A 25,066-nucleotide genomic window follows, 5' to 3' on the forward strand; every position below is an offset into this window, starting at 1 on the left:
GGAGCGCCGCGGTCACCCCTCGGCGGGCAGCTCGGCGAGCACCACGTCGACGGTCAGCGGGCCCTCGCCGGCGACCACGGTGAGCTCCTGGATCCGTCCCGCCGAGGTCAGGTCGCGCCGGGCCGACTCGACGACGGCCACCTGCGCGGCCGGCGCGGTCACCGTCGCGGTGGCGACGTCGGCCCGCATCGACTGCTTGGCCTCCGACTTCGCCTTGCGGACCGCGGCCAGCGCCTCCGCGGCCACCGCCGGCACCGCCCGGTCACCGCCGGTGGGCAGCTCGGTCGCGGTCGGCCACAGCGCCCGGTGCACCGAGCCGCCCTGCCACCACGACCAGACCTCCTCGGTGACGAAGGGCAGCACCGGCGCGAACAGCCGCAGCTGCACCGACAGGGCCACCGCCAGGGTCGCCTGCGCCGAGCGGGCCGCGTCGTCGTCGGCGTAGGCCCGGGTCTTGACCAGCTCGACGTAGTCGTCGCAGAAGGACCAGAAGAACGTCTCGGCGACCTCGAGGGCGCGGGTGTAGTTGTAGGCCTCCATCGCCGCGGTCGCCTCGTCGACGACCTGCGCGAGCTGGGCCAGCAGCCCGAGGTCGATCGGCTCGGTGACGTCCGCGGCCCCCAGCTCGGTCGAGGCGCCCAGCCCCAGCACGAACTTGCCGACGTTCAGGATCTTCATGGCCAGCCGGCGGCCGACCTTCATCTGCGCCTCGTCGAAGGGGGAGTCCGCCCCGGGACGTGCGCCGGCGGCCCGCCACCGCACCGCGTCGGTGCCGTACCGCTCCAGCACGTCGATCGGCGTCGTCGCGTTGCCCTTGGACTTCGACATCTTCTTGCGGTCGGGGTCGACCACGAAGCCGGAGATCGTGGCGTGCGTCCACGGCACCGCGCCGTGCTCGAAGTGCGCCCGGACGACGGTGGAGAACAGCCAGGTGCGGATGATGTCGTGCGCCTGCGGCCGCTGGTCCATCGGGAAGACGTGCGCGAACAGCTCCGGGTCGGTGTCCCAGCCCGACGCCACCTGCGGCGACAGCGAGGAGGTGGCCCAGGTGTCCATGACGTCGGGGTCTGCCATGAAGCCGCCGGGCACACCACGCTGGTCGGCGGTGAAGCCCTCCGGCACGTCGGAGGACGGGTCGACCGGCAGCGACGCCTCGGGCGCGAGCAGCGGCGCGGAGAAGTCCGGCTCGCCCTCGGCGTCGAGGCGGTACCAGACCGGGAACGGGACGCCGAAGAACCGCTGGCGGCTGATCAGCCAGTCGCCGTTGAGGCCCTCGACCCAGTTCTCGTAGCGGTGCCGCATGTGGTCGGGCACCCACTGGATCTCCCTACCGCGCGCCAGCAGCGCCTCGCGCAGGTCGCCGTCCCGGCCGCCGTTGCGGATGTACCACTGCCGGGTGGTGACGATCTCCAGCGGGCGCTCGCCCTTCTCGAAGAACTTCACCGGGTGGGTGATCGGCTTCGGGTCGCCGACCAGGTCACCGGACTCGCGCAGCAGCTCCACGACCCGCTGCTGCGCGCTGAACGAGGTCTTCCCGGCCAGCTCGGCGTAGACCTCGGCCGGCACCCCGGCCGGGGCGTCCGGCACGAACCGGCCGTCCCAGCCGATGACGGCGCGGGTGGGCAGCTGCAGCTCGCGCCACCAGGTGACGTCGTTGAGGTCGCCGAAGGTGCAGATCATCGCGATGCCGGAGCCCTTGTCCGGCTCGGCCAGCCGGTGCGCCACGACCGGCACCTCGACGCCGAACAGCGGCGTGCTGACCGTCTTCCCGAACAGCGGCTGGTAGCGGGCGTCGTCGGGGTGGGCCACCAGCGCGACGCAGGCCGGCAGCAGCTCGGGCCGGGTGGTCTCGATGAACACCGGGCCCTCGGGCCCGGCGAACCCGATCCGGTGGTAGGCGCCCGGGCGCTCCCGGTCCTCCAGCTCGGCCTGGGCGACCGCCGTCCGGAAGGTGACGTCCCAGAGGGTGGGCGCCTCCTGGGCGTAGGCCTCCCCGCGGGCGAGGTTGTGCAGGAACATCCGCTGCGCGGTGGCCCGCGAGGTCTCCGAGATCGTCCGGTAGACGTTGCCCCAGTCCACCGAGAGGCCGACCCGGCGCCACAGCTCCTCGAAGGCGGCCTCGTCGACGGCGGTCAGCTGCTCGCACAGCTCGACGAAGTTGCGGCGGGAGATCGGCAGCTGGTCCTTGGCCGCCTTCTCCGGCGGGGTGAACGACGGGTCGTAGGGGAGCGAGGGGTCGCAGCGCACGCCGTAGTAGTTCTGCACCCGGCGCTCGGTGGGCAGGCCGTTGTCGTCCCAGCCCATCGGGTAGAAGACGTGCTTGCCGCGCATCCGCTGGTAGCGGGCGACGATGTCGGTGTGGGTGTAGCTGAAGACGTGCCCCACGTGCAGCGACCCGCTGGCCGTCGGCGGCGGGGTGTCGATCGCGTACGTCTCGGCGCGGGGGGCGGCGAGCGCGGCGGCCCGGTCGAAGGCGTACGTGTCGCCCTCGGCCCAGCGGGCCACCCACTTCTCCTCGAGCCCGTCGATGGAGGGCTTGTCGGGTACGCCGACGAGAGCTCCCGGGGCGGTGCTGTCGGGGGCTGGTCCCAGGGTCGGGGCGTCGGCTGCCATGACTGGCATCCTAGGAGCGGTGAGCACCTCCCTTTCCCGTGACCTCGGCCGGGTCGAACAGGCGCTCCTGGCGCGGTGGCCGGAGAACCGCCTCGAGCCCTCCCTGACCCGCATCTCCGCGCTGGTCGACCTGCTGGGCTCCCCGCACCGCGCGTTCCCCGTCGTGCAGGTCACCGGCACCAACGGCAAGACGTCGACGGCGCGCATGATCGACGAGCTGCTGCGCGGCTTCGGGCTGCGGGTGGGCCGGTTCACCAGCCCGCACCTGGAGTCGATGCGCGAGCGGATCGTGCTGGACGGCGAGCCGATCGGGGCCGAGCGCTTCGTCGAGGTCTACGACGACATCGCCCCCTACGTGCAGATGGTGGACACAAGCAGCGACGCCCCGATGTCGTTCTTCGAGGTGTCCGTGGCGATGGCCTACGCCGCCTTCGCCGACGCCCCGGTCGACGTCGCGGTGGTCGAGGTCGGCATGGGCGGCACCTGGGACGCGACCAACGTCGCCGACGCCCGGGTCGCCGTCGTCACGCCGGTGTCGATGGACCACGCCGAGTACCTCGGCCCCGACGTCGCCACCATCGCCACCGAGAAGGCCGGGATCATCAAGCCCAGCACCGGTGACGGCGTGCTGCCCGACGGCCGTCCGGACGGCGGGGTCGTCGCGGTCCTCGCCCACCAGCCGGCCGGTGCCCTGGAGGCGCTGGTCCGGCGGGCGATCGAGGTCGACGCCACGGTGGCCCGCGAGGGCACCGAGTTCGGCGTGCTGGAGCGCCGGGTCGCCGTCGGCGGGCAGCAGGTGCGGCTGCAGGGCCTGGGCGGCGAGTACGACGAGGTGTTCCTGCCGCTGTTCGGCGCCCACCAGGCGCAGAACGCCGCCGTCGCGCTGGCCGCCGTCGAGGCGTTCCTCGGCGCGGGCGCGGCCACCGGGGTCATCGCCCAGGACGTCGTCCGGGAGTCCTTCGCCGCAGTCCGGTCGCCCGGGCGGCTCGAGCGGGTGCGCAGCTCGCCGACGGTGCTCGTCGACGCCGCGCACAACCCCGCGGGGATGGCCGCCACCGTCGCGGCGGTGCGCGAGTCCTTCGACTTCACCCGGCTGGTCGGCGTGGTGGGCTGCGTGCGCGGCAAGGACGTCAGCGGCATGCTCGCCGAGCTCGAGGGGCTGTGCGCGGAGCTGGTCGTCACCGAGAACAGCTCCGAGCGGGCGATGCCGGCCGACGAGCTCGGGGCGCTGGCGGTCGACGTCTTCGGCACCGACCGGGTCAGCGTCCACCCGCGGCTGACCGACGCCCTGGAGGCGGCGATCGAGCTGGCCGAGGCCGGCCCGGACGACGCGCTGGGCGGCTCGGGCGTGCTGGTCACCGGCAGCGTGATCACCGCCGGGGAGGCCCGCACCCTGCTCGCCGGCTCCCGCTCGTGACGGCGCCCGACCCGGTCCGCGCCGGGAAGGCCCTGGGCGGTGCCGCCGCGGCGATCCTGCTGCTGGAGGGGATCGCCGTGCTGTTCGTGCCGCGGGGCATCGCGCAGAGCGGCGACGGGCTCACCGGCTTCCGGCTGACCGTGCTCATCGTGCTGGCGGTGCTGCTGGTGCTGGCCAGCGGTGTGCAGCGGCGACCGCGGGGGCTGGTCATCGGCACCGCGCTGCAGGTGCCGCTGCTGCTCACCGGCTTCTTCGGCGCGGCCATGTGGCTGGTCGCCGGGTTGTTCGTGCTGATCTGGGCCTACCTGCTGCAGATCCGCAACGAGCTGCTGGGCAGCCCCTTCGGCCCGCCCCCGGCTGTCCCGCCGGCGGGGCCGACGGCGCCGTCGTCCCCTGCGGACTGACCGGCTCATCCGATCGGGTGGGCACCGGCGTGCGGCGGCTCCACCGGCGGGATGATGACGTCGACCTAGCGCAGAGTGATCGCGCGGTGACCGGGAGTTCCGGTCGCGGGGACAGGGGGACACCATGGCCAACCACGACCGCTGCTGCGGCAGCCGCCACGAGCGGCCGGAGCCGAAGCGGCGCGCCCGGGGCGACGACGCCGCGATCAGCGCGGGCGGCGCGATCAGCCAGACGATCGTGGAGTACGCCCACCGGGTCCGGCACCAGGTGCACGACGACCTGGTCGACCGGCACGCCCGCGAGCTGCACGCCCGGGCCAGCTACGACTGCTGGAACGGGCTCAGCGACACCGACCAGGAGCTGTGGCGCCACATGGCCCGGCTGGACCTGACGACCCGCTCCTGACGACCCGCTCCTGACGGCCCGCTCCTGACGACCGGAGCGGCGGTCAGGCCGCCGAGGCGCCGCCGAGCTGGTCGCGCAGCGCGGTCACCCCGGTGCCCAGCTGCTGCAGCACCCGGTCGACCACCGGGTCGGCCACGGCGAGCAGCCCGGCCAGCACCGCCGCGCTGTCGATGACCCGGGCCCGGCGGCGGCCCGCCTGCCGCAGCACGTGCCGCAGCGACTCCTCCAGCGCCCGCTTGCTGCCCGCGGCGAACGGGATGTGCCCCGGGCGGCCGTCGCCGGGCCGGTCCAGGGCGCCGGGCCCGAAGGCGGACTCCGCGGCCGCCCGCACCTGGTCCAGGTCGATGCCCACGGCGGCCAGCGCGTCGGCGTCCAGCGCGCCGCCGGAGCGGACCACCGCCGACCGCACCGACGCCGGGTCGGCGCCGGCCCCGCGCAGCACCTCGCCGCCGCGGCCGGGAGCCGCGGCCAGCGCCAGGAGCAGGTGCACCGGCTCGATCCGGTCCGCCCGCAGGGTGCGGGCCTCGTACTGCGCGAGGACGACGGCCGCGCGGGCCTCGTCGGTGAAGCGTTCGAACACGTCAACGGTCCCTTCTCGAGGTGGCGTGCTTCTTGTGGACGGCCTGCTTGCTGACGCCGAGCGCGTCGGCGATCTGCTGCCAGGACCAGCCGCGGTCCCGGGCGTTGGTCACCTGCAGGAGCTCCAGACGGTCGGCCAGGTCGCGCAGGGCGCGGACGGCGCGCAACCCGGTGTCCGGGTCGTCGGCCGCCGCGGCGGTGGTGACGTCGGTGGGGGAGGCCATGTCGTCAACATAGGTTGACACACGGTGCATGTCAACCTGGGTTGACGATCCGGCCGTCCCGTACGCTCCCGCACCGTGTCTGCACCCACTGCTGAGCGCTCCCTCGTCCTGGTCAAGCCCGACGGCGTCGCCCGTGGCCTGGTCGGCCAGGTCGTCACCCGTCTCGAGGCCAAGGGCCTGCGCCTGGTCGCCGCCGAGCTGCGCACGCTGACCGTGGAGGTCGCCGAGGAGCACTACGGCGAGCACCGCGAGCGTCCGTTCTTCGGCTCGCTGGTCGAGTTCATCACCGGCGGCCCGCTGCTGGCCCTGGTCGTCGAGGGCCCCCGCGCCATCGAGGCCTTCCGCGCGCTGGCCGGCGCCACCGACCCGGTGAAGGCGGCCCCCGGCACCATCCGCGGCGACTTCGCCCTCGAGGTGCAGAACAACATCGTGCACGGCTCCGACTCGCCCGAGTCGGCCGCGCGCGAGATCGCGCTCTTCTTCCCCGGCCTCGCGTGACGGACGGCGGGGCCCTCGCCCGGGGCCCCGCCGTCTACCCTGGGCGGGTCATGACTGTCGAGTCTCTCTACCCACGCCTCGAGCCGTTGCTCGCCCAGGTGCAGAAGCCGATCCAGTACGTGGGCGGTGAGCTGAACGCCCAGATCAAGCCGTGGGACGACGTCGCCGTCCACTGGGCGCTCATGTACCCCGACGCGTACGAGGTCGGGCTGCCCAACCAGGGCCTGATGATCCTGTACGAGGTGCTCAACGAGCGCCCCGACGCCCTGGCCGAGCGCACCTACGCCGTCTGGCCCGACCTGGCCGGGCTGATGCGCGAGCACGGCGTCGGCCAGTTCACCGTCGACGCCCACCGCCCGGTGCGCGACTTCGACCTGCTGGGCGTCAGCTTCGCCACCGAGCTGGGCTACACCAACCTGCTCGAGGCCCTCGACCTGGCCGACGTGCCGCTGCACGCCGTCGACCGGGACGAGACCCACCCGGTCGTCGTCGCCGGCGGGCACGCCGCCTTCAACCCCGAGCCGGTCAGCGACTTCGTCGACTGCGCCGTCCTCGGCGACGGGGAGCAGGTCGTCGGTGACATCACCGACGTCGTGGCCGCCTGGAAGGAGCAGGGCCGCCCCGGTGGGCGCGTCGAGCTGCTCGCCCGGCTGGCCCGCGTCGACGGGGTGTACGTGCCGCGCTTCTACGCGGTCACCTACCACGGCGACGGCACGATCGCGGAGGTCCTGCGCACCCGGGACGACGTCCCGGCGCGGATCGGCAAGCGCACGGTGATGGACCTCGACGAGTGGCCCTACCCCAAGCAGCCGCTGGTCCCGCTGGCCGAGAGCGTGCACGAGCGGATGAGCGTGGAGATCTTCCGCGGCTGCACCCGCGGCTGCCGGTTCTGCCAGGCCGGGATGATCACCCGCCCGGTGCGCGAGCGGACCATCACCGGCATCGGCTCGATGGTCGACGCGGGCCTCAAGGCCACCGGCTACGAGGAGGTCGGGCTGCTGTCGCTGTCCAGCGCCGACCACTCCGAGATCGGCCAGCTGGCCAAGGAGCTCGCCGACCGCTACGAGGGCACCAACACCGGCCTGAGCCTGCCCAGCACCCGGGTGGACGCCTTCAACGTCACGCTGGCCAACGAGCTGTCCCGCAACGGCCGCCGCTCCGGGCTCACCTTCGCCCCCGAGGGCGGCAGCGAGCGGATCCGACGGGTGATCAACAAGACCGTGTCCAAGGAGGACCTGGTCCGCACGGTCACCACCGCCTACGCCAACGGCTGGCGCCAGGTGAAGCTCTACTTCATGTGCGGTCTGCCGACCGAGACCGACGAGGACGTGCTGGAGATCGCCGAGCTGGCGGTCGAGGTGATCCGCGCCGGCCGGGAGGCCAGCGGGTCCAAGGACATCCGCTGCACCGTCTCCATCGGTGGCTTCGTGCCCAAGCCGCACACCCCGTTCCAGTGGGCCGCGCAGGCCAGCGCCGAGACGATCGACCACCGGCTGCGCATCCTCCGCGAGGCCATCAACGCCGACCGCCGGATCGGCCGCTCGATCGGGCTCCGCTACCACGACGGCAAGCCCGGCGTGATCGAGGGGCTGCTGTCCCGCGGTGACCGCCGGGTCGGCCGGGTCATCGAGCGGGTGTGGCGCGACGGCGGGCACTTCGACGGCTGGAGCGAGCACTTCAGCTTCCAGCGCTGGACGACGGCCGCCGCCGAGGAGCTGGCCACCTTCGGCCTGGACCTGGACTGGTACACCACCCGGGAGCGCACCGAGCACGAGGTGCTGCCCTGGGACCACCTGGACTCCGGGCTGGACAAGGAGTGGCTCTGGGACGACTGGCAGGACGCGATCTCCGAGGACGAGGTCGGCGACTGCCGGTGGACCGGGTGCTACGACTGCGGGGTCTGCCCGACCATGGGCACCGAGATCCAGATCGGCCCCACCGGCCGCAGCCTGATCCCGCTCACCGTGGTGCGCTGATGGCGCGGCAGCCCGACGGGCCTCCGCCGCCACCGACCGTGCAGAAGCTGCGGCTGCGCTACACCAAGCGCGGCCCGCTGCGGTTCGCCTCGCACCGGGACCTGGCGCGGGCCCTGGAGCGCGCACTGCGGCGCTCGCAGGTGCCGATGGCGTTCTCGGCCGGCTTCAGCCCGCACCCGAAGATCTCCTACATGGGCGCCGCGCCGACCGGGGCGGCGTCCGAGGCGGAGTACTTTGAGATCGGGCTGTCCGAGCGGCGTGACCCGGAGCAGGTGCGGGCCGCGCTGGACGCCTCGCTGCCCCCGGGCATCGACGTCCTGGAGTGCGTGGAGGCGGTCGAGGGCAGCGGTTCGCTCGCCGACCGGCTCGACGCCACCCGGTGGCGGATCGACCTGCCCGGGGTGGACGCCGACGAGCTGTCCGCGGCCGTGCAGGCGTTCCTCGCCCGCGACGTCGTGCTGGTGGCCAAGCGCACCAAGAACGGCACCCGGGACGTCGACGCCCGGGAGGCGGTCGTCCGCGCGGCGGTGGCCGTGGAGGCAGGTTGTGCCATACTGCAGGTGGTCGTACGGCAGCTCACGCCGACCGTTCGACCGGACGACGTGATGGCCGCGCTGGCCGCCGTCGCCGACCTGCGCCCGCCGTTGCCCCCCCGGGCCGTGCGTGAGGCGCAGGGCCGGCTCGACGCCAGTGGTGACGTCGCCGATCCGCTCGGGCCCGATCGTGCGGTGCGCTCCAGCTGCCAGGAGGAGCGCGCGCAGGTCTGAACCGGCGGGGCCGGTCGCCCGGCGTCGTCCGCGACACGTCTGCCAGCCGTGGCGCGACCCGCACCACTCGATCTTCGTGACACCGCACCACCCGCGTTCCGCACGCTGCACCACCGGGCCCCAGCCGCACCGGCCGGGGCGCGACACAGACTTCGCGGGAAGGGCAGCGCCGCCTCGGCGGTCGCCCGTCCCGCCCGAACCGCGTCCCTGCGCGGCCGCCAGTCGGAGACGATCGGCGCCCGGGGACGCACAGGAGGCGAGCCCTTCGTGGCCGACCGCATCGACGACGACACCAGCACCGCCACCACCGGGTCGGCGGGGGCTCCTGCTCCCGACGAGCAGCCCGGCCCGGCCCCGGACACCACCCCGGCCGAGAGCGGCCTCCTCCTGGACCCGGCCGAGCCGGTCGCCGAGGAGGAGGTCGAGCTCCCCGCCGCGGAGGCGGTGGCGGGCGACGACGTGCCGCTCAACCCGTCGCCCACCCCCATGCCCGACACCGGCTCCGAGCTGCCCCGGTTCGGTGCCCAGTTCAGCTCGCCCGAGCCCACCACCGTCACCGCCCGGCCCCGCCGCCGCGCGACCCGGCCGGTGCTGCCCGCCGACCCCGACTCGGTCGAGCCGGCGCCCGCCCCCGTGGCACCGGTGATCCCCGCCTTCGTGACGTTCGTGGCCCCCGAGCCCGACGCCGCACCCCCGCCGCGCCGGCGCAGCCGTCGTCCTGCGGAGTCCCCGGTCGAGGTCGACGCGACCCCCGCCGACGACGCTGACCGCGCCGAGGAGCCGGCCCCGCCGCGCCGCAGCCGGAACAGCCGCCGCCGCGAGGTCGAGCGTGAGGTCGAGGAGATGCCGGTCGAGGCCGTCGAGGCCGTCGAGGCCGTCGAGGTCGAGGACGTCGAGACCCCCGACGTCGACGACCGGGACGACGACGGCGAGGACCGCGACGGCGAGGACGGCGGTGCCTCCGGCAGCCGTCGCCGCCGCCGGGGCCGTCGTGGCCGCGGTCGTGGCCGCACCGGTGAGGACGCCGAGGGCGACGAGGACGGCGACGCGCCCGTTGCCTCCGGTGCCGACGAGGACGCCGGCGAGGACGCCGAGACCGACGCGCCCGAGGTCACCGAGGACGACGACGAGGACGACGATGCGGCCGAGGGCGGCGCGGGGTCGAGCACCCGCCGCCGGCGCCGCCGTCGCCGCCGGGGCACCAGTGGTGAGAGCGCCGTCGAGGAGCCCGTCGACGACGACGACCGGCCCGAGCGCGCCGGCCGCAACGGCCGCACCTCGAGCGACGACGACGTCCGCGGCGTGGCCGGGTCCACCCGGCTCGAGGCCAAGCGCCAGCGCCGCCGGGAGGGCCGGGACGGCGGGCGCAAGCGCGCGCCGATCCTGAGCGAGTCGGAGTTCCTGGCCCGCCGCGAGGCCGTGGACCGCGCCATGGTCATCCGCCAGCAGGGCGAGCGAACCCAGATCGCCGTCCTCGAGGACGACGTCCTGGTCGAGCACTACGTCACCCAGGCCCAGGCCACGTCCTTCGCCGGCAACGTCTACCTCGGCCGCGTGCAGAACGTGCTGCCGAGCATGGAGGCGGCGTTCGTCGACGTGGGCAAGGGCCGCAACGCCGTGCTCTACGCCGGCGAGGTGAACTGGGACGCCGCCGGGCTGTCCGGCAAGTCCCGCTCGATCGAGACCGCGCTGAAGTCCGGCGACAAGGTCCTGGTGCAGGTCACCAAGGACCCGATCGGCCACAAGGGCGCCCGGCTGACCCAGCAGATCAACCTGCCCGGCCGCTTCCTGGTCTACGTGCCCGGTGGCTCGATGACCGGCATCAGCCGCAAGCTGCCGGACAAGGAGCGCCAGCGGCTCAAGGACATCCTCAAGAAGATCGTCCCGGACGACGCCGGCGTGATCATCCGGACCGCCGCGGAGGGCGCCTCGGAGGAGGAGCTCACCCGCGACGTGGCCCGGCTGCAGGCGCAGTGGGAGGTCATCCAGACCAAGGCCTCCTCGACCTCATCTGCCCCGACGCTGCTCTACGGCGAGCCCGACCTCGCGATCCGGGTCATCCGCGACGTCTTCAACGAGGACTTCAAGCGGCTGGTCGTGCAGGGCGACGACGCCTGGGACACCGTCGAGGCCTACGTCGCGCACGTCTCCCCGGAGCTGTCCGAGCGGCTGCAGCGCTACGCCGGCACCGGCGACGTCTTCCGCGACCTGCGGATCGACGAGCAGCTGGCCAAGGCGCTGGACCGCAAGGTGTGGCTGCCCTCGGGCGGCTCGCTGGTGATCGACCGCACCGAGGCCATGACGGTCGTCGACGTCAACACCGGCAAGTTCGTCGGGTCCGGCGGGAACCTCGAGCAGACCGTCACCCGCAACAACATCGAGGCCGCCGAGGAGATCGTCCGCCAGCTCCGGCTGCGCGACATCGGCGGCATCATCGTCATCGACTTCATCGACATGGTGCTGGAGAGCAACCGCGACCTCGTGCTGCGGCGGCTCACCGAGTGCCTCGGCCGCGACCGCACCAAGCACCAGGTCGCCGAGGTCACCTCGCTGGGCCTGGTGCAGATGACCCGCAAGCGGGTCGGCCAGGGCCTGCTCGAGGTCTTCTCCGAGCCGTGCGAGCACTGCCGCGGCCGCGGGGTGCTGGTGCACACCGACCCGGTGGACGACAAGAAGCGCAACGGCGGCAACGGGAACGGCTCGGGCTCCGGCTCGGCCGGGAACGGCGGCGGGGGCAACTCCGGCAGCACCCCCGGTGGCGGGCGCAACCGCGACCGTGACCGCGGTGCCGACGCCAAGGACGCTGCGGCCAAGGACGCCGGCGGCCGGGGCGACCAGCCGCGCCGGGACGCCGCCGAGGCCCCCGACGCCGCGGTCGCCGACCCGGAGACCGGCGACACCGCCGAGCCGACGGAGCAGGCCGGGGGAGAGGGCCGCAGCGGCCGCCGCAGCCGGGGCCGTCGCGGCCGCGGCCAGTCCGGTGAGGCGCGTGCCGCCGAGGACGCCGCCGTGCTCGCCGCGGTCCGCGCGGACGAGCCCACCGAGGAGCCCGTCGAGGAGCCCGTCGAGGAGCCCGTCGAGGAGCCCGGTGACGGGCCCGCGGTGGACACCGGGGTCGCCGGCGTCGAGGTCGTCCCGGACGGTGTGCCGGACGCCGGCCCGCTGCCCGTGGGGGAGCCGGCCGCCGAGGTCGCCGACGAGCCCGCCGCGGCGGATGAGCCGGTGGCCGTGGAGCCGGCGGCCGACGCCGTCCCGGCGCCGGCCGAGCAGCCGACGCCGGACTCGTTCCTGGCCGCCGAGATCGTCGGCACGCCCGGTGACCTCGCCGAGGCGCCGATCGCCGAGCAGCTCCCCGCCGACGAGGAGCCGCCGCGCGTCGACCCCGTCCCGGCCGCGGAGCCGACCGTGGACCAGACCGTGGACCAGACGGTGGACCCGACCGTGGCCGACGTCGCGACCGCCGCCCCGGCGGTCGTCGTCGCGCCCCAGCCGGTCGCCGAGCCGGTCGCCGGGGACGCACCCCCGGTGGCCCGGCCGCGGCGCCGACGGGCCGCATCGCGGCCGGCCGGACCGCCGACCGCGTAGGACGGCACGACCCCGCCCAGTGCGGTTCGACCGGCGTACGTCGGCTCGGGTACGCTGGACGGGTTGCTCCGTGACGACGGGCCGCCTCCGGGTGTGCCGCGGGAGCGGGCAACTCGTCCAGCACTCGGCCGCGCGCCGGGATGTGCGCAGGACACAGTGCTGGATCAGCTTCAGACCGATCGAGGAGTCAGTGGTGTACGCAGTCGTCAAGGCCGGTGGAACGCAGCACAAGGTGGGTGTCGGTGACACGTTCACCATCAACCGCCTGCGCGGGGAGGCCGGTGACACCGTCACCCTCCCGGCGATCCTGCTGGTCGACGGCGACACCGTCACCACGGATGCGCAGGCGCTCGCGGGCGTGACCGTGACCGGCGAGATCGTCGAGCACGGCAAGGGCCCGAAGATCCACATCCACAAGTTCAAGAACAAGACGGGCTACCACAAGCGCCAGGGGCACCGTCAGCCCCTGACCAGCGTCGTGGTCCGGGCCATCGACACGGACATCACGAAGGGCTGACGACGACATGGCACACAAGAAGGGCGCATCGTCGTCCCGTAACGGCCGCGACTCGAACTCCCAGCGCCTGGGCGTGAAGCGCTTCGGCGGCCAGGTCGTCAAGGCCGGCGAGATCATCGTCCGCCAGCGCGGCACGCACTTCCACCCCGGCCTCGGCGTCGGCCGCGGCAAGGACGACACGCTGTTCGCCCTCGTCCCGGGCGCGGTCACCTTCGGGTTCCGCCGCGGACGTCGCGAGGTCACGATCACGACCGTCGGCGCCCCCGTGGCCGCCCGCGAGACCGTCTCCGCCTGAAGAAGGACCCCTCTGCAGGGCCCCACCACTCGCAAGCTCGCGGCGGGGCACTGCAGAGGGGCCGAACAGCTTTCCCGGGTGGTGGCGCCGATCCTGGCGCCACCACCCGTTTCCATTCCACCAAGTCCGGCCGTAGCGCAGAGAGGCGGCGACCATGGCCGCTTTCGTCGACCGTGTGACGGTCCACGTCACGGCAGGCAACGGGTCCCACGGGGTCAGCTCGGTCCACCGCGAGAAGTTCAAGCCGCTGGGCGGTCCCGACGGGGGCAACGGCGGTGACGGCGGCGACGTCGTCCTCGAGGTCGACCCCAACGTGCACACCCTGCTCGACTTCCACCACTCCCCGCACCAGAAGGCCGGCAACGGCCGGCAGGCCGCCGGGGACTACAAGAACGGTGGCCGCGGCGAGGACCGGGTGCTCCGCGTCCCGCCGGGCACCGTCGTCACGGTGGACGGCGAGGTCGTCGCCGACCTGATGGGCGCCGGCACCCGCCTGGTCCTGGCCCACGGCGGCAAGGGCGGGCTGGGCAACGCCGCGCTGGCCAACTCCCGGCGCAAGGCCCCCGGCTTCGCGCTGCTGGGCGAGCCCGGTGAGTCCGTCGACGCCGTCCTCGAGCTCAAGAGCATCGCCGACGTCGGCCTGGTCGGGTACCCCTCGGCGGGCAAGTCCTCGCTGGTCGCGGCGATGTCCGCGGCCCGGCCGAAGATCGCCGACTACCCGTTCACCACGCTCGTCCCGCAGCTCGGCGTGGTGCGGTCCGGCGACGTCACCTACACGATGGCCGACGTCCCCGGGCTGATCCCCGGTGCCTCCACCGGCAAGGGCCTCGGCCTGCAGTTCCTCCGGCACGTCGAGCGCTGCGCCGTCCTGGTGCACGTCGTCGACATGGCGACGATGGAGCCCGGCCGCGACCCCGAGAGCGACATCGTCGCCCTGGAGCACGAGCTGCGCGAGTACGGCGGCGACGAGCTCGACCTGGTCGGCCGGCTGCGGATCGCCGTGCTGAACAAGATCGACGTCCCGGACGGCCGCGAGCTGGTCGACCTGGTGCGCGACACCCTCGAGGCGCGCGGCCTGCAGGTCTTCCCGGTCAGCGTGGCCACCCACGAGGGGCTGGACCAGCTCGGGTTCGCCCTCGCCCGCGAGGTCGAGGAGCACCGCGCCGCCCAGCCCGAGGTCGAGCCGGTGCGGATCACGCTCACGCCCCGTGCGGCCAACGAGGAGGGTTTCACCGTGGAGCCCGACCCGCGCACCGGGGGCTGGCTGGTCCGGGGCACCCGGCCCGAGCGCTGGATCCGGCAGACCGACTTCACCAACGACGAGGCGGTGGGCTACCTGGCCGACCGGCTCAACCGGCTGGGCGTCGAGGAGGGGCTGGCCAAGGCCGGCGCCGTCCCCGGCGACGCCATCACCGTCGGCGACGTCACCTTCGACTGGGAGCCGACGCTGCCGGCCGGCACGCTCACCGTCGAGGAGACCGCGGGCCTGGGCGGCCGCGGTACCGACACCCGGCTGGAGGACAACACCCGGCTGTCCGCCGACGAGCGGCTGGCGGCCAAGAAGGCCCGCCGGCTGCCCTACGAGCTCGCCGGGGACGGCTGGGTCGACGCCGACCTCATCGACGACACCCGCAGCAAGTGAGCGGGCGCGGGGTGATCGCCTCCGCGCAGCGGGTGGTGGTCAAGGTCGGGTCGTCGTCGCTGACCACGATGCCCGGCGGCCTGGACGTCGACCGGCTGCGGGCCCTGGTCGACGTCCTCGGGGCGCTGCGGGCGGCGGGCCGGCAGGTCGTGCTGGTCTCCTCCGGTGCGATCGCCGCCGGGCTGGCGCCGCTGTCGCTGACCGGGAGGCCGCGTGACCTGGCCACCGCGCAGGCCGCGGCGAGCGTCGGGCAGCTGCGGCTGGTGCAGACCTACGCCGACGCCTTCGCCGACCACGGGGTGACCGTCGGGCAGGTGCTGCTCACCGCGGACGACCTCACCCGGCGCAGCCACTACCGCAACGCGCAGCAGACCATCGAGCGGCTGCTGGCGCTGGGCGTGCTGCCGATCGTGAACGAGAACGACACGGTCGCCACCGAGGAGATCCGGTTCGGCGACAACGACCGGCTCGCTGCGCTGGTCGCCCACGTCGCGGTGGCCGACGCGCTGCTCCTGCTCTCCGACGTCGACGGCGTCTACGACGGCGACCCGCGGACCGGGCCGGCCCAGCTGGTCGAGACCGTGCACGGGCCCGACGACCTGGCCGCGGTCACCCTCGGCTCGGCCAGCCGCAACGGCGTGGGCACCGGCGGCATGGCGACCAAGGTCGAGGCAGCGTTCATCGCCTCGGCCGCCGGGGTGCCGGTCGTGGTCACCTCGACCGCGCAGGCCGCGGCGGCACTGCGCGGCGAGCAGGTCGGCACGCTGTTCGCCGCCACCGGCCGCCGTCCCTCCGCCCGCCAGTTCTGGCTGCGCTACGCCAGCCGCCCGCGTGGCCGGCTGGTGCTCGACGACGGCGCGGTGCGGGCGGTGCGGGAGCGGCACGCCTCGCTGCTGGCCGCCGGGATCAGCGCGGTGACCGGCGAGTTCCTCGCCGACGACCCGGTCGAGCTGGTCGGCCTGGACGGCGTCGTGGTCGCCCGCGGGCTGGTGGCCTACGACGCCCGGGAGCTGCCGGCGCTGCTCGGCCGCAAGACCGCCGACCTGGACCCCGAGCACCGCCGCGAGGTGGTGCACCGGGACGAGATGGTGCTGGTCGGGCGACGGGCGCGTTCCGCGGGCTGAGAGACTGTCGCGGTGACCGTACGTCCCATCCGCGAGCTCGGTGACCCGGTGCTGCGCACCCCGGCCGACCCCGTCCGCGCCTTCGACAAGGACCTCGCCGCGCTCGTCCGCGACCTGGAGGAGACCGTCGACCACCCCGGCCGGGCCGGGCTGGCCGCCCCGCAGATCGGCGTGGGCCTGCGGGTCTTCTCCTACAACGTCGACGGGGTGATCGGCCACCTGGTCAACCCGACGATCACCGAGCGGTCCGCGGAGACCCAGGACGGCGACGAGGGCTGCCTGTCCATCCCGCACGTCTTCGCGCCGACCGTGCGGGCGATGCACTGCGTCGCCGAGGGCTTCGACGTGCGCGGCGAGCCGCTGCGGATCGAGGGCAGCGGGCTGATGGCGCGGTGCCTGCAGCACGAGGTCGACCACCTCGACGGGAAGCTGTTCGTCGACCGGCTGACCGGGGAGGCGCGCAAGACGGTGCTCCGCGCGCTGCGCAGCTGATGGCGCTGGAGCCGGTCACGCTGGCCGGGGAGGTGGTGACGCTGGAGCCGCTGCGCCGCGACCACGCCGGCGCGCTGGCCCTCGCGGCGGCCGACGGCCGGCTCTGGGAGCTCTGGTACACCTCCGTGCCCACCCGCGAGGGGATGGCGGCCGACGTGGAGGCCAAGCTCGCCCAGCGGGACGCCGGCACCATGCTGCCGTTCACGGTGCGCCGCAACGACACCGGCGCGGTGGTCGGCATGACCACCTACTGCAACGTCGACGCGGAGACCCCGCGGCTGGAGATCGGCTACACCTGGACGGCGGCATCCGCGCAGCGCACCGGGGTGAACAGCGAGAGCAAGCTGCTGCTGCTCGGCCACGCCTTCGACGTCCTGGGCTGCCTGGCGGTCGAGTTCCGCACGCACTGGCACAACACCCAGTCGCGGACGGCGATCGCCGCGCTCGGGGCCCGGCAGGACGGCGTGCTGCGCAACCACCGGCGCCAGCCGGACGGGTCGCTGCGGGACACCGTGGTCTTCTCGATCACCGACGCCGAGTGGCCCGCCGTCCGCAACGGCCTCCGGCACCGCCTCGCCCGCCACTCGGGGTGACGCCCCGGGATCAGGTCACCTGGTCCCGCGTGCTCCTGGCTCACCGCAGACGCTGAGCCAGGAGCACGCACGGTGAGCCAGGACGCCGTCGCCGCGTAGCCTCGTCGCCGTGTCCGCCGCTGACTTCCCGCTGATCGGAGCAGCCGCCACGCGCGCCCGCGAGGCCGCCCGCGTGCTGCGCACCCTGCCCACCGAGACCAAGGACGCCGCGCTCACCGCGATGGCCGAGGCCCTGCTCGAGCGGGCCGACGAGGTGCTGGCCGCCAACGCCGCCGACGTCGAGGCCGCCGCCGCGGACGGCACCCCGGCCGCGATGCTGGACCGGCTGCGGCTGGACCGCCCGCGGCTGGCGGGCGTGGCCGACGCGCTGCGCCACCTGGTCTCCCTGCCCGACCCGGTGGGGGACGTCGTCCGCGGCTCGACGCTGGCCAACGGGCTGCAGCTGCGCCAGGTGCGGGTGCCGCTGGGGGTCGTCGGCATCGTCTACGAGGCGCGGCCCAACGTGACCGTGGACGCCGCCGGGCTGTGCCTGAAGAGCGGCAACGCGGCGCTGCTGCGCGGCTCGGCCTCGGCGCACCGCACCAACACCGCCCTGGTCGCCGTGCTCACCGAGGCCGCGGAGAAGGCCGGGCTCCCGGCCGGGTCGGTCGCGCTGCTGCCCGCCGACCGCGCGTCGGTGGGGGAGCTGCTCAACGCCCGCGGGCTGGTCGACGTGGTCATCCCGCGGGGCGGTGCCTCGCTCATCGAGCGCGTCGTCCGGGAGTCGACGGTGCCGGTGATCGAGACCGGGGTCGGCAACTGCCACGTCTACGTCGACGCCTCCGCCGACCCGGCGACCGCCGAGGCTGTCGTCCTGAACTCCAAGACCCACCGGGTGAGCGTCTGCAACTCCGCCGAGACGCTGCTGGTGCACCGGGACGTCGCGTTCCTGCCCCGGCTGCTGTCCGCCCTGGCCGACGCCGGGGTGACGCTGCACGGCGACGAGGCGGCCGCCGGCGCCCACGACGGCGTCGTCCCGGCCACCGACGAGGACTGGGCCACCGAGTACCTGTCGCTGGACATGGCGGTGCGGGTGGTCGACGACCTGCCGCAGGCGCTGGACCACATCGCGCGCTGGGGCACCGGGCACAGCGAGGCGATCGTGGCCGACTCCGCCCGCGCCATCGCCGACTTCACCGCCGGGGTGGACGCCGCAGCCGTGCTGGTGAACGCCTCCACCCGGTTCACCGACGGCGGCGAGTTCGGGTTCGGCGCCGAGATCGGCATCTCGACGCAGAAGCTGCACGCCCGCGGACCGCTGGGGCTGCCGGAACTGACCTCCACCACCTACGTCGTCACCGGCAGCGGCCACACCCGCTGACGCCGGCCGCCGTCCCCTGAAGGAGCCGCATGTCCCGCACGCCGACCCACGCCGCCCAGTTCGCCGACGTGGCGGACGTGACGACGCGGCTGTCGGCCGCGGGGTACCTGCCCGACCACCAGATCGCCACGACGGTCTTCCTCGCCGACCGGCTGGGCAAGCCGCTGTTGGTCGAGGGTCCGGCGGGGGTGGGCAAGACCGAGCTGGCGAAGGCGATGGCGGCGGCGACCGGCGCGGAGCTGATCCGGCTGCAGTGCTACGAGGGGCTGGACGAGGCCCGGGCGCTGTACGAGTGGAACTACAAGAAGCAGCTGCTGCGGATCTCGGCGGCCGGCTCCGGCGGCGCGGACTGGGACACCGTCCACGACGACGTCTTCGGTGAGGAGTTCCTGCTCGCCCGGCCGCTGCTGACCGCGATCCGGCGCACCGAGCCCACGGTGCTGCTCATCGACGAGACCGACAAGGCCGATGTGGAGGTCGAGGGGCTGCTCTTGGAGGTGCTCAGCGACTTCCAGGTGACCATCCCCGAGCTCGGCACCATCACGGCCGTCCGCCGGCCGATGGTGGTGCTCACCTCCAACGCCACCCGCGAGCTGTCCGAGGCGCTCAAGCGGCGCTGCCTGTACCTGGCGCTGGACTACCCCAGCGCCGAGCGGGAGCGGGAGATCGTGCTGTCCCGGGTGCCGGAGCTGGCGCCGGGGCTGGCCGACCAGCTGGTCCGGACGGTGCGGGCGCTACGGGCGCTGGAGCTGAAGAAGGCGCCGTCGATCTCGGAGACGCTGGACTGGGCGCAGACGCTGCTCGCGCTCGGGCTGGACACCCTGGACGAGTCGGCGATGCGGTCGACGCTGGGCGTGGTGCTCAAGCACGCCAGCGACCAGGTCCGGGCCGCCGCCGAGCTCCGGCTGAACTGATGACCCCACCGGCGGGGCTCCCCTCGACGGTCGAGCCGGGCGGGCTCGCCGGGCACCTGGACGGCTTCGTCCGGGCGGTGCGCGAGGCCGGCGTGCCGGTCGGTATCAGCCAGGCCGTGGACGCTGCGGAGGTGCTCACCGTCATCGACCTGCTGGACCGGGAGCAGCTGCGGCACGGCCTCGCCGCGGTGCTGCTGCGCCGCGCGGCCCAGCGGCCGGCCTTCGACGTGCTGTTCGACCTGTGGTGGCCGCTCACCGACCGGCCGGTGCCCGCCGCCGACGGCGCGGACCCGGAGGGGGACGGCGACGCCGAGGGCGACCAGGCGGCCGACGGACCGCTGCCGGTCGGGGACCCCGGTGCGCTGACCGAGGCGCTGCGGGCCGAGCTCCTGCGCCTGCTGACCGAGGGCGACCAGGAGGCGCTGCGCCGGTTCGCCCGGCTCGCCGTGGACCAGCTGGGCGCCGGGGCGCCGTCGCCGTCGGGGCAGTCGTTCTTCAGCTACCGGGTGCTGCGGGCGCTCTCGCCGGACACGCTGGTCGCCCAGCTCCTCGCCGGCCTGCTCGGCGGCGCCGACCGGGGCGGGCTGGCCGAGCAGGTGGCCCGGCAGACGGCGAAGGAGCGGATCGCGGCGTTCCGGACCGCGGTCGAGGCGGAGGTGCGCCGGCGTACCGCGGCCGAGAAGGGGCGGGACAAGGTCGCCCGCAACGCCGTCCGGCCGCTGGCCGACCAGGTCGACTTCCTGCGGGCGCAGCAGTCCGACCTGGCCGAGCTCCGCCGGACCGTGGCGCCGCTGGCCCGGCGGCTCGCCGCGAAGCTGTCGGCCCGCCGCCGGTTGGGCCGGGAGGGCCGGCTGGACTTCCGCCGCACCGTCCGGGCCTCGCTGGCCACCGGCGGCATGCCGTTGGTCACCCACCACCGCCCGCGGGTGGTGCACAAGCCCGAACTGGTCGTGCTGTGCGACGTCAGCGGCTCGGTCGCCGGGTTCAGCCACTTCACGCTGATGCTCACCCAGGCGCTCCGCGAGCACTTCAGCGGCGTCCGGGCGTTCGCCTTCGTCGACTCCACCGACGAGGTGACCCGGTTCTTCACCCCGGGCGCCGACGTGGTCGACGCCATCGCCCGGATCGGCCGGGAGGCCGACGTGGTCAGCTTCGACGGGCACAGCGACTACGGCCACGCGCTGGAGGTGTTCGCCGAGAGGTGGCCGGCGGCCGTCGGCCCGAAGACCTCGCTGCTGGTGCTCGGCGACGGCCGGACCAACTTCCGGCACCCCGGCCTGCCCACCCTCGCCGACCTGGTGCGCCGGTCCCGCTCGGCGCACTGGCTCAACCCGGAGCCGCGGCGGCTGTGGGGCACCGGGGACTCCGCGGCCGACCGCTACGCCGAGGTCATCCCGATGGTCGAGGTGCGCACCGCGGCCCAGCTGGGCGCCTTCGTCACCACCCTCTGAGGCGCCGGCCGGTCTCTCTGCCGGCGCTGCCGGCGGTCGGCTGGTCGGTCCGCCGATCGGCTCCCGCGGCGCCGGGGCTAGGCTCGGTCGGTGGCAGCACGTCGACTCGGGGTGATGGGCGGCACGTTCGACCCCGTCCACCACGGCCACCTGGTGGCCGCCAGCGAGGTCGCCGGCCTCTTCGGGCTCGACGAGGTCGTGTTCGTGCCGACCGGTCAGCCGTGGCAGAAGTCCGACCGCGGGGTGAGCCCCGCCGAGGACCGGTACCTGATGACGGTGATCGCGACCGCCTCCAACCCGCGGTTCTCGGTGAGCCGGGTCGACGTCGACCGCGGCGGGCAGACCTACACCATCGACACCCTCACCGACCTGCGCCGCGAGCACCCGGACGCCGAGCTGTTCTTCATCACCGGCGCCGACGCGCTGGCCCAGATCGTGGGCTGGCGGGAGACCGACAAGCTGTTCCACCTCGCCCACTTCGTCGGGGTGACCCGGCCCGGCTACCAGCTGGCCGACGGCGACCTGCCCCGCGGCGCGGTGAGCCTGGTCGAGGTGCCGGCGCTGGCGATCAGCTCCACCGACTGCCGCGACCGGGTCCGCCGCGGGATGCCCGTCTGGTACCTCGTGCCCGACGGTGTCGTGCAGTACATCGAGAAGCGCGGCCTCTACCGCGGCGACCCCGTCCACCCGGGCGAGGTGCTCCCCGGCACCGCACTCCGGTCCCGCAGTGCCCCCGAGGCCCCGACCGCCCCCGATCACGACGGCGCCCCCCACCCGGACGGGCTGGGACCGGCCCGTCCCACCCCGACCGGCGCCCCAGCCGCCGGGGACACCCCGTCCCCCGACCTGCAGGAGACCCCCCGATGACCGCCTCGGCCGAGGCACGTGAGACCGCGCTGATCGCAGCGCAGGCCGCAGCCGACAAGCTCGCCACCGACGTCTCGATCGTCGACGTCAGCGACCGACTGGCGATCACCGACGCCTTCGTCCTGACCTCGGCGCCCAACGAGCGGCAGGTGCAGTCCATCGTCGACGCCGTCGAGGAGAAGCTGCGCGAGCACGGCATCAAGCCGGTGCGCCGCGAGGGCCTCGCCGAGGGGCGCTGGGTGCTGCTCGACTTCGTGGACGTCGTCGTGCACGTGCAGCACGCCGAGGAGCGCGCCTACTACGCCCTCGAGCGGCTGTGGAAGGACTGCCCGGTGATCCCCTTCACCGACAGCGCCCTGCCGGCGACCGCCCCGGCCGCGGCCGACACTGCCGCGGCCGACACCGCCGCCGACGACGCCCCGGACGCGGACGACGCCCCGGACGCACCTGCCGACGCCTCGACCGACCCGGTGGACGCGGGGCAGGGCGAGACCAGCCGGTGACCGCGGGCCCGGAGGCCCCGCCGGTGCGCCGCCTGCTGGTCTGGCGCCACGGACGGACCGCGTGGAACGCCACCGGGCGCTTCCAGGGCCAGCTCGACCCGCCGCTGGACGACGAGGGCCGGGCGCAGGCCGCCTGGACCGCGCCGCACCTGGTCGCCGCGCTGCACGGCACGGACGCGGTGCTCGTGTCCAGCGACCTGCAGCGGGCGGTCGACACGGCCCAGGCGCTGGCGCCGCTGCTGCAGGTGCCGGTGCGCATCGACGAGCGGCTGCGTGAGCACGGGCTCGGCAGCTGGGAGGGGCTGACCCGCGACGAGGTGGCGGAGCGCCACCCCGACCAGTACGACGACTGGCTCTCCGGCCGGCCGGTGCCCGGTCGGGGCGGGGAGGCGCAGGCCGACGTCGCCGCCCGCGCGCTGGCCGCCGTCGCGGACCTGCCGCCGGCCACGGCGGCCGTGCTGGTGACGCACGGCGGCACGGCGGGCCGTCTGCTGGAGGCGCTGCTCGGGCTCGGGCCGGAGCACCGCCGGATCTTCGGCCCGCTGGGCAACTGCCACTGGACCGAGCTGTCGTTCCAGGCGTCGGGGTGGCGGCTGATGCGGCACAACCTCTCCGCGCCAGCCTCGCAGGAGGGGAACCGGCGGGTGGCTGGTGACCGAGGGCCGTTCCCGGGGCCGTCGGCCTCCGACGTCCCGGATGCGCCGCGGACGGGGGCAACCCCGGAGGAGGGGCCGCCGGCTCCCGTCGAGGACGCCGATGCCGCCGGCTGACCCCGACCGCAGCGCGCTGCCGGTCGCGGTGGTCACCGACTCCACGGCCTACCTGCCCGCCGACGTCGTGGCGAGCCTGGGCATCGAGGTCGTCCCCCTCTACGTCGTCCTGGCCGGCCGCTCCGGGCGTGAGGGCAGCGACGTCACCTCCGCGGAGGTGGCCAGGTCGCTGGCCGCCCGGGGTGGCCACGTCTCCACCTCCCGCCCGACGCCCGGGGACTTCGTCGCCGTCTACCGGCACCTCCTCGACGGCGGGGCCGACCGGGTCGTCTCGGTGCACCTGTCCGGTGAGCTGTCCGGCACCTGGGACGCCGCCCGGGTCGCCGCCGGGCAGGTGGGTGAGCACCTGGTCACCGTGCTGGACTCCCGCTCGGCGGCCATGGGCACCGGGTTCGCCGTGCTGGCCGCCGCGCGGGCCGCGGCCGCCGGCGGCACTGCGGAGGGAGTCGCCGCGGCCGCCCGGGAGACGGCGCTGGCCACCCGAACCTTCTTCGTCGTCGACACCCTCGAGCACCTGCGCCGCGGCGGGCGGATCGGCGCCGCGGCCGCGCTGCTGGGCAGCGCGCTGGCCGTGAAGCCGGTGCTGCACGTCGCCGACGGCCAGGTGGTGCCGCTGGAGCGGGTGCGCACCTCCACCCGGGCGTTGGCCCGGCTGGTGCAGCGGGCCGTCGACGTGGCCGGTGACCGACCGGTCTCCGCGGCCGTGCACCACCTGGCCGCACCGGAGCGGGCCGAGCGCCTCGCCGAGCAGCTTCGGGCCCGGCTGCCCGGGCTGCGCGAGCTGTACGTCAGCGAGCTCGGTGCGGCCGTGGGCGCCCACGTCGGCCCGGGGGCCGTGGGCGTGGTCGTCGACCCGACCCCGCGCGAGTGACCCGACCCGGACGACGGCGAGAGCTGAGCGGCAGGTGGTCACCGCGCCACCCTGACCCTGCGCAGCGCCGGTCCGCCGCCGGTCGTCCACAGCCGCGACCTCCGTCCACAGCTGCGCCCCGACCGTGGCGGACCGCCGTCCGCGGCTCCTAGCGTCCGCCAGGTGCTGACCTCCGCCCGTGGCCGCGACGACGGCGACCTGATCCGGGCCCGACTCCGTGCGCTGCTCGCCGAGGGGCAGCGTGAGCCCGGCTGGGTCCCCGCGGAGGACGAGCCCGAGGACGGGCCGCGGGACGACGACCGTGACGATGACCGGGACGACGACCGCGACGACGAGCGCGACGACCTGTCGGACGACCGGGCCGCGGACGCCGGCCTGCCGTCGTCCCTCGGCCGGCACCGGGCCCCAGGGCGCACTGCCCGGCTGGACCCCGGCCGTCCGGCCGCGTGGGCGCTCTGGGGCGTGGCGGTGCTCGCCGCCGTCCTGCTGGTCGGCTGGACCTGGCTGGGCCGGCCCGACGTCGAGCCCGCCCCGGGCATCGAACCGGCCCCGGTGGCGACCCTCCCGACGGAGCAACCCCCGGCGGCCGACGCCACCGCCCCAGACACCACCACCTCGCCGGGCGCCTCTGCGGCCGGCCCGGGCGCCGCGGACCCCGGCGGCACCGTGGTGGTCTCGGTGGTCGGCCAGGTGGCGGCGCCGGGCCTGGTCACCCTGCCGGCCGGGAGCCGCGTCGCCGACGCGCTGGCCGCGGCCGGGGGACTGCTGCCCGGAGCGGATCCCGCGGCGGTGAACGGCGCGGCGGTGCTCGGTGACGGGCAGCAGGTCGCGGTCGGCGTGCCCGGCGCGGGACCGCCGGCCGGGGGTGGGCCGGTGCCGGCGGCCGCGGGCGCGGCCGGCGGGCTGCTGGACCTCAACACCGCGACGGCGGCCGACCTGGACGCGCTGCCCGGCATCGGCCCGGTCCTCGCCCAGCGGATCGTCGACCACCGCACCTCGCAGGGCCGGTTCACCAGCGTCGCGCAGCTGGACGACGTCAGCGGCATCGGTCCGGCGGTCCTCGCCGACCTCGCCGACCGGGTGCGGGTCTGAGGTGCCGCCCCCACGTGCCGGCGTCGCACGGGTCCGGGCCACCCAGCGCTGGTCGTGGCTCGACCTGCGGCTGGTGCTGCCCGCGGCCACCGCGTGGGCGGCCACC

24 protein-coding genes are annotated in these 25,066 nt (G+C 74.9%); 21 read left to right on the forward strand and 3 right to left on the reverse strand.

Going from position 1 to position 25,066, the window contains the following annotated elements:
• Positions 1-12: 12 nt before the first annotated feature.
• Positions 13-2,613: a valine--tRNA ligase gene (valS, locus tag HL054_RS03240; protein ID WP_369137280.1), complete on the reverse strand. Its 2,601-nt coding sequence runs from the start codon at positions 2,611-2,613 to the stop codon at positions 13-15.
• A 19-nt stretch (positions 2,614-2,632) separates the two neighbouring features.
• Between valS and HL054_RS03245 the strand changes: the two genes are divergently transcribed.
• The 3 genes from HL054_RS03245 to HL054_RS03255 all read left to right on the forward strand — a co-directional run bounded on the left by HL054_RS03245 (position 2,633) and on the right by HL054_RS03255 (position 4,840).
• Positions 2,633-4,030 carry a bifunctional folylpolyglutamate synthase/dihydrofolate synthase gene (locus tag HL054_RS03245; RefSeq protein ID WP_369137281.1) on the forward strand — a complete coding sequence of 466 codons (1,398 nt, stop codon included), beginning with the start codon at positions 2,633-2,635 and terminating at the stop codon, positions 4,028-4,030.
• The gene (locus HL054_RS03250; protein WP_369137282.1) at positions 4,027-4,434 is read left to right on the forward strand and encodes a DUF4233 domain-containing protein; all 408 of its coding nucleotides are present in this window, start codon (positions 4,027-4,029) and stop codon (positions 4,432-4,434) included. The genes HL054_RS03245 and HL054_RS03250 overlap by 4 nt, the downstream gene beginning before the upstream one ends.
• A gap of 124 nt (positions 4,435-4,558) precedes the next feature.
• Entirely contained in the window at positions 4,559-4,840 is a 282-nt protein-coding gene (locus HL054_RS03255; protein ID WP_369137284.1) for a hypothetical protein, read from the forward strand.
• A 43-nt stretch (positions 4,841-4,883) separates the two neighbouring features.
• On the opposite strand, the gene HL054_RS03260 is transcribed toward HL054_RS03255, so the two are convergent.
• Together HL054_RS03260 and HL054_RS03265 are read right to left on the reverse strand one after the other, a co-directional pair.
• Positions 4,884-5,420: a Clp protease N-terminal domain-containing protein gene (locus tag HL054_RS03260; RefSeq protein ID WP_369137286.1), complete on the reverse strand. Its 537-nt coding sequence runs from the start codon at positions 5,418-5,420 to the stop codon at positions 4,884-4,886.
• A 1-nt stretch (position 5,421) separates the two neighbouring features.
• On the reverse strand, positions 5,422-5,643 hold the full coding sequence (locus HL054_RS03265; protein ID WP_369137287.1) for a helix-turn-helix domain-containing protein: 222 nt from the start codon (positions 5,641-5,643) through the stop codon (positions 5,422-5,424).
• Between the two features lie 75 nt (positions 5,644-5,718).
• On the opposite strand from HL054_RS03265, the gene ndk reads away from it, so the two are divergent.
• The 18 genes from ndk (at position 5,719) to HL054_RS03355 (ending at position 24,960) form a co-directional block, all read left to right on the forward strand.
• Entirely contained in the window at positions 5,719-6,141 is a 423-nt protein-coding gene (gene ndk / locus HL054_RS03270) for a nucleoside-diphosphate kinase (RefSeq protein WP_369137288.1), read from the forward strand.
• 50 nt (positions 6,142-6,191) lie between these two features.
• Positions 6,192-8,117: a TIGR03960 family B12-binding radical SAM protein gene (locus tag HL054_RS03275; RefSeq protein ID WP_369137289.1), complete on the forward strand. Its 1,926-nt coding sequence runs from the start codon at positions 6,192-6,194 to the stop codon at positions 8,115-8,117.
• Positions 8,117-8,884 (forward strand): TIGR03936 family radical SAM-associated protein, encoded by a 768-nt coding sequence (locus tag HL054_RS03280; RefSeq protein ID WP_369137291.1) that lies wholly within the window; start codon positions 8,117-8,119, stop codon positions 8,882-8,884. Before HL054_RS03275 ends, HL054_RS03280 begins: the two co-directional genes overlap by 1 nt.
• A gap of 267 nt (positions 8,885-9,151) precedes the next feature.
• Positions 9,152-12,469, forward strand: a complete 3,318-nt coding sequence (locus tag HL054_RS03285) for an Rne/Rng family ribonuclease (protein ID WP_369137292.1) — start codon at positions 9,152-9,154, stop codon at positions 12,467-12,469.
• Between the two features lie 193 nt (positions 12,470-12,662).
• Positions 12,663-12,986 carry a 50S ribosomal protein L21 gene (rplU, locus tag HL054_RS03290; RefSeq protein WP_369137294.1) on the forward strand — a complete coding sequence of 108 codons (324 nt, stop codon included), beginning with the start codon at positions 12,663-12,665 and terminating at the stop codon, positions 12,984-12,986.
• 7 nt (positions 12,987-12,993) lie between these two features.
• Positions 12,994-13,281, forward strand: a complete 288-nt coding sequence (gene rpmA, locus HL054_RS03295) for a 50S ribosomal protein L27 (protein ID WP_369137295.1) — start codon at positions 12,994-12,996, stop codon at positions 13,279-13,281.
• Positions 13,282-13,435: 154 nt separating this feature from the next.
• Positions 13,436-14,923, forward strand: coding sequence for a GTPase ObgE (obgE, locus tag HL054_RS03300; RefSeq protein WP_369137296.1), 1,488 nt, complete (start codon positions 13,436-13,438; stop codon positions 14,921-14,923).
• Complete coding sequence (gene proB, locus HL054_RS03305) at positions 14,920-16,047, forward strand: glutamate 5-kinase (RefSeq protein ID WP_369137297.1); 1,128 nt, start codon at positions 14,920-14,922, stop codon at positions 16,045-16,047. Before obgE ends, proB begins: the two co-directional genes overlap by 4 nt.
• 12 nt (positions 16,048-16,059) lie before the next feature.
• Positions 16,060-16,539 (forward strand): peptide deformylase, encoded by a 480-nt coding sequence (def, locus tag HL054_RS03310; protein ID WP_369137299.1) that lies wholly within the window; start codon positions 16,060-16,062, stop codon positions 16,537-16,539.
• Entirely contained in the window at positions 16,539-17,132 is a 594-nt protein-coding gene (locus HL054_RS03315) for a GNAT family N-acetyltransferase (protein ID WP_369137301.1), read from the forward strand. Before def ends, HL054_RS03315 begins: the two co-directional genes overlap by 1 nt.
• A gap of 109 nt (positions 17,133-17,241) precedes the next feature.
• Complete coding sequence (locus HL054_RS03320) at positions 17,242-18,492, forward strand: glutamate-5-semialdehyde dehydrogenase (protein WP_369137302.1); 1,251 nt, start codon at positions 17,242-17,244, stop codon at positions 18,490-18,492.
• 29 nt (positions 18,493-18,521) lie between these two features.
• Positions 18,522-19,406, forward strand: a complete 885-nt coding sequence (locus tag HL054_RS03325; RefSeq protein WP_110554078.1) for an AAA family ATPase — start codon at positions 18,522-18,524, stop codon at positions 19,404-19,406.
• Positions 19,406-20,857, forward strand: coding sequence for a vWA domain-containing protein (locus HL054_RS03330; RefSeq protein WP_369137303.1), 1,452 nt, complete (start codon positions 19,406-19,408; stop codon positions 20,855-20,857). Before HL054_RS03325 ends, HL054_RS03330 begins: the two co-directional genes overlap by 1 nt.
• A gap of 90 nt (positions 20,858-20,947) precedes the next feature.
• Positions 20,948-21,724, forward strand: coding sequence for a nicotinate-nucleotide adenylyltransferase (nadD, locus tag HL054_RS03335; protein ID WP_369137304.1), 777 nt, complete (start codon positions 20,948-20,950; stop codon positions 21,722-21,724).
• Positions 21,721-22,227: a ribosome silencing factor gene (gene rsfS / locus HL054_RS03340; RefSeq protein WP_369137305.1), complete on the forward strand. Its 507-nt coding sequence runs from the start codon at positions 21,721-21,723 to the stop codon at positions 22,225-22,227. Before nadD ends, rsfS begins: the two co-directional genes overlap by 4 nt.
• The gene (locus HL054_RS03345) at positions 22,224-22,997 is read left to right on the forward strand and encodes a histidine phosphatase family protein (RefSeq protein WP_369137306.1); all 774 of its coding nucleotides are present in this window, start codon (positions 22,224-22,226) and stop codon (positions 22,995-22,997) included. The genes rsfS and HL054_RS03345 overlap by 4 nt, the downstream gene beginning before the upstream one ends.
• The gene (locus tag HL054_RS03350) at positions 22,984-23,868 is read left to right on the forward strand and encodes a DegV family protein (RefSeq protein ID WP_369137307.1); all 885 of its coding nucleotides are present in this window, start codon (positions 22,984-22,986) and stop codon (positions 23,866-23,868) included. The genes HL054_RS03345 and HL054_RS03350 overlap by 14 nt, the downstream gene beginning before the upstream one ends.
• Positions 23,869-24,030: 162 nt before the next feature.
• Positions 24,031-24,960, forward strand: a complete 930-nt coding sequence (locus tag HL054_RS03355) for a ComEA family DNA-binding protein (protein WP_369137308.1) — start codon at positions 24,031-24,033, stop codon at positions 24,958-24,960.
• Positions 24,961-25,066 lie beyond the last annotated feature (106 nt).

This window comes from Modestobacter versicolor (assembly GCF_041028285.1).
Classification (GTDB): domain Bacteria; phylum Actinomycetota; class Actinomycetes; order Mycobacteriales; family Geodermatophilaceae; genus Modestobacter; species Modestobacter versicolor_A.

Excerpts from the sequence above, each read along its gene's own strand:
- obgE (WP_369137296.1), top strand. The coding sequence starts at position 13,436 with ATGGCCGCTTTCGTCGACCGTGTGACGGTCCACGTCACGGCAGGCAAC.
- HL054_RS03315 (WP_369137301.1), top strand. The coding sequence starts at position 16,539 with ATGGCGCTGGAGCCGGTCACGCTGGCCGGGGAGGTGGTGACGCTGGAG.
- rsfS (WP_369137305.1), top strand. The coding sequence starts at position 21,721 with ATGACCGCCTCGGCCGAGGCACGTGAGACCGCGCTGATCGCAGCGCAG.
- HL054_RS03350 (WP_369137307.1), top strand. The coding sequence starts at position 22,984 with ATGCCGCCGGCTGACCCCGACCGCAGCGCGCTGCCGGTCGCGGTGGTC.
- HL054_RS03265 (WP_369137287.1), bottom strand. The coding sequence starts at position 5,643 with ATGGCCTCCCCCACCGACGTCACCACCGCCGCGGCGGCCGACGACCCG.
- rpmA (WP_369137295.1), top strand. The coding sequence starts at position 12,994 with ATGGCACACAAGAAGGGCGCATCGTCGTCCCGTAACGGCCGCGACTCG.
- HL054_RS03330 (WP_369137303.1), top strand. The coding sequence starts at position 19,406 with ATGACCCCACCGGCGGGGCTCCCCTCGACGGTCGAGCCGGGCGGGCTC.
- HL054_RS03275 (WP_369137289.1), top strand. The coding sequence starts at position 6,192 with ATGACTGTCGAGTCTCTCTACCCACGCCTCGAGCCGTTGCTCGCCCAG.
- HL054_RS03255 (WP_369137284.1), top strand. The coding sequence starts at position 4,559 with ATGGCCAACCACGACCGCTGCTGCGGCAGCCGCCACGAGCGGCCGGAG.
- HL054_RS03280 (WP_369137291.1), top strand. The coding sequence starts at position 8,117 with ATGGCGCGGCAGCCCGACGGGCCTCCGCCGCCACCGACCGTGCAGAAG.
- HL054_RS03325 (WP_110554078.1), top strand. The coding sequence starts at position 18,522 with ATGTCCCGCACGCCGACCCACGCCGCCCAGTTCGCCGACGTGGCGGAC.
- valS (WP_369137280.1), bottom strand. The coding sequence starts at position 2,613 with ATGGCAGCCGACGCCCCGACCCTGGGACCAGCCCCCGACAGCACCGCC.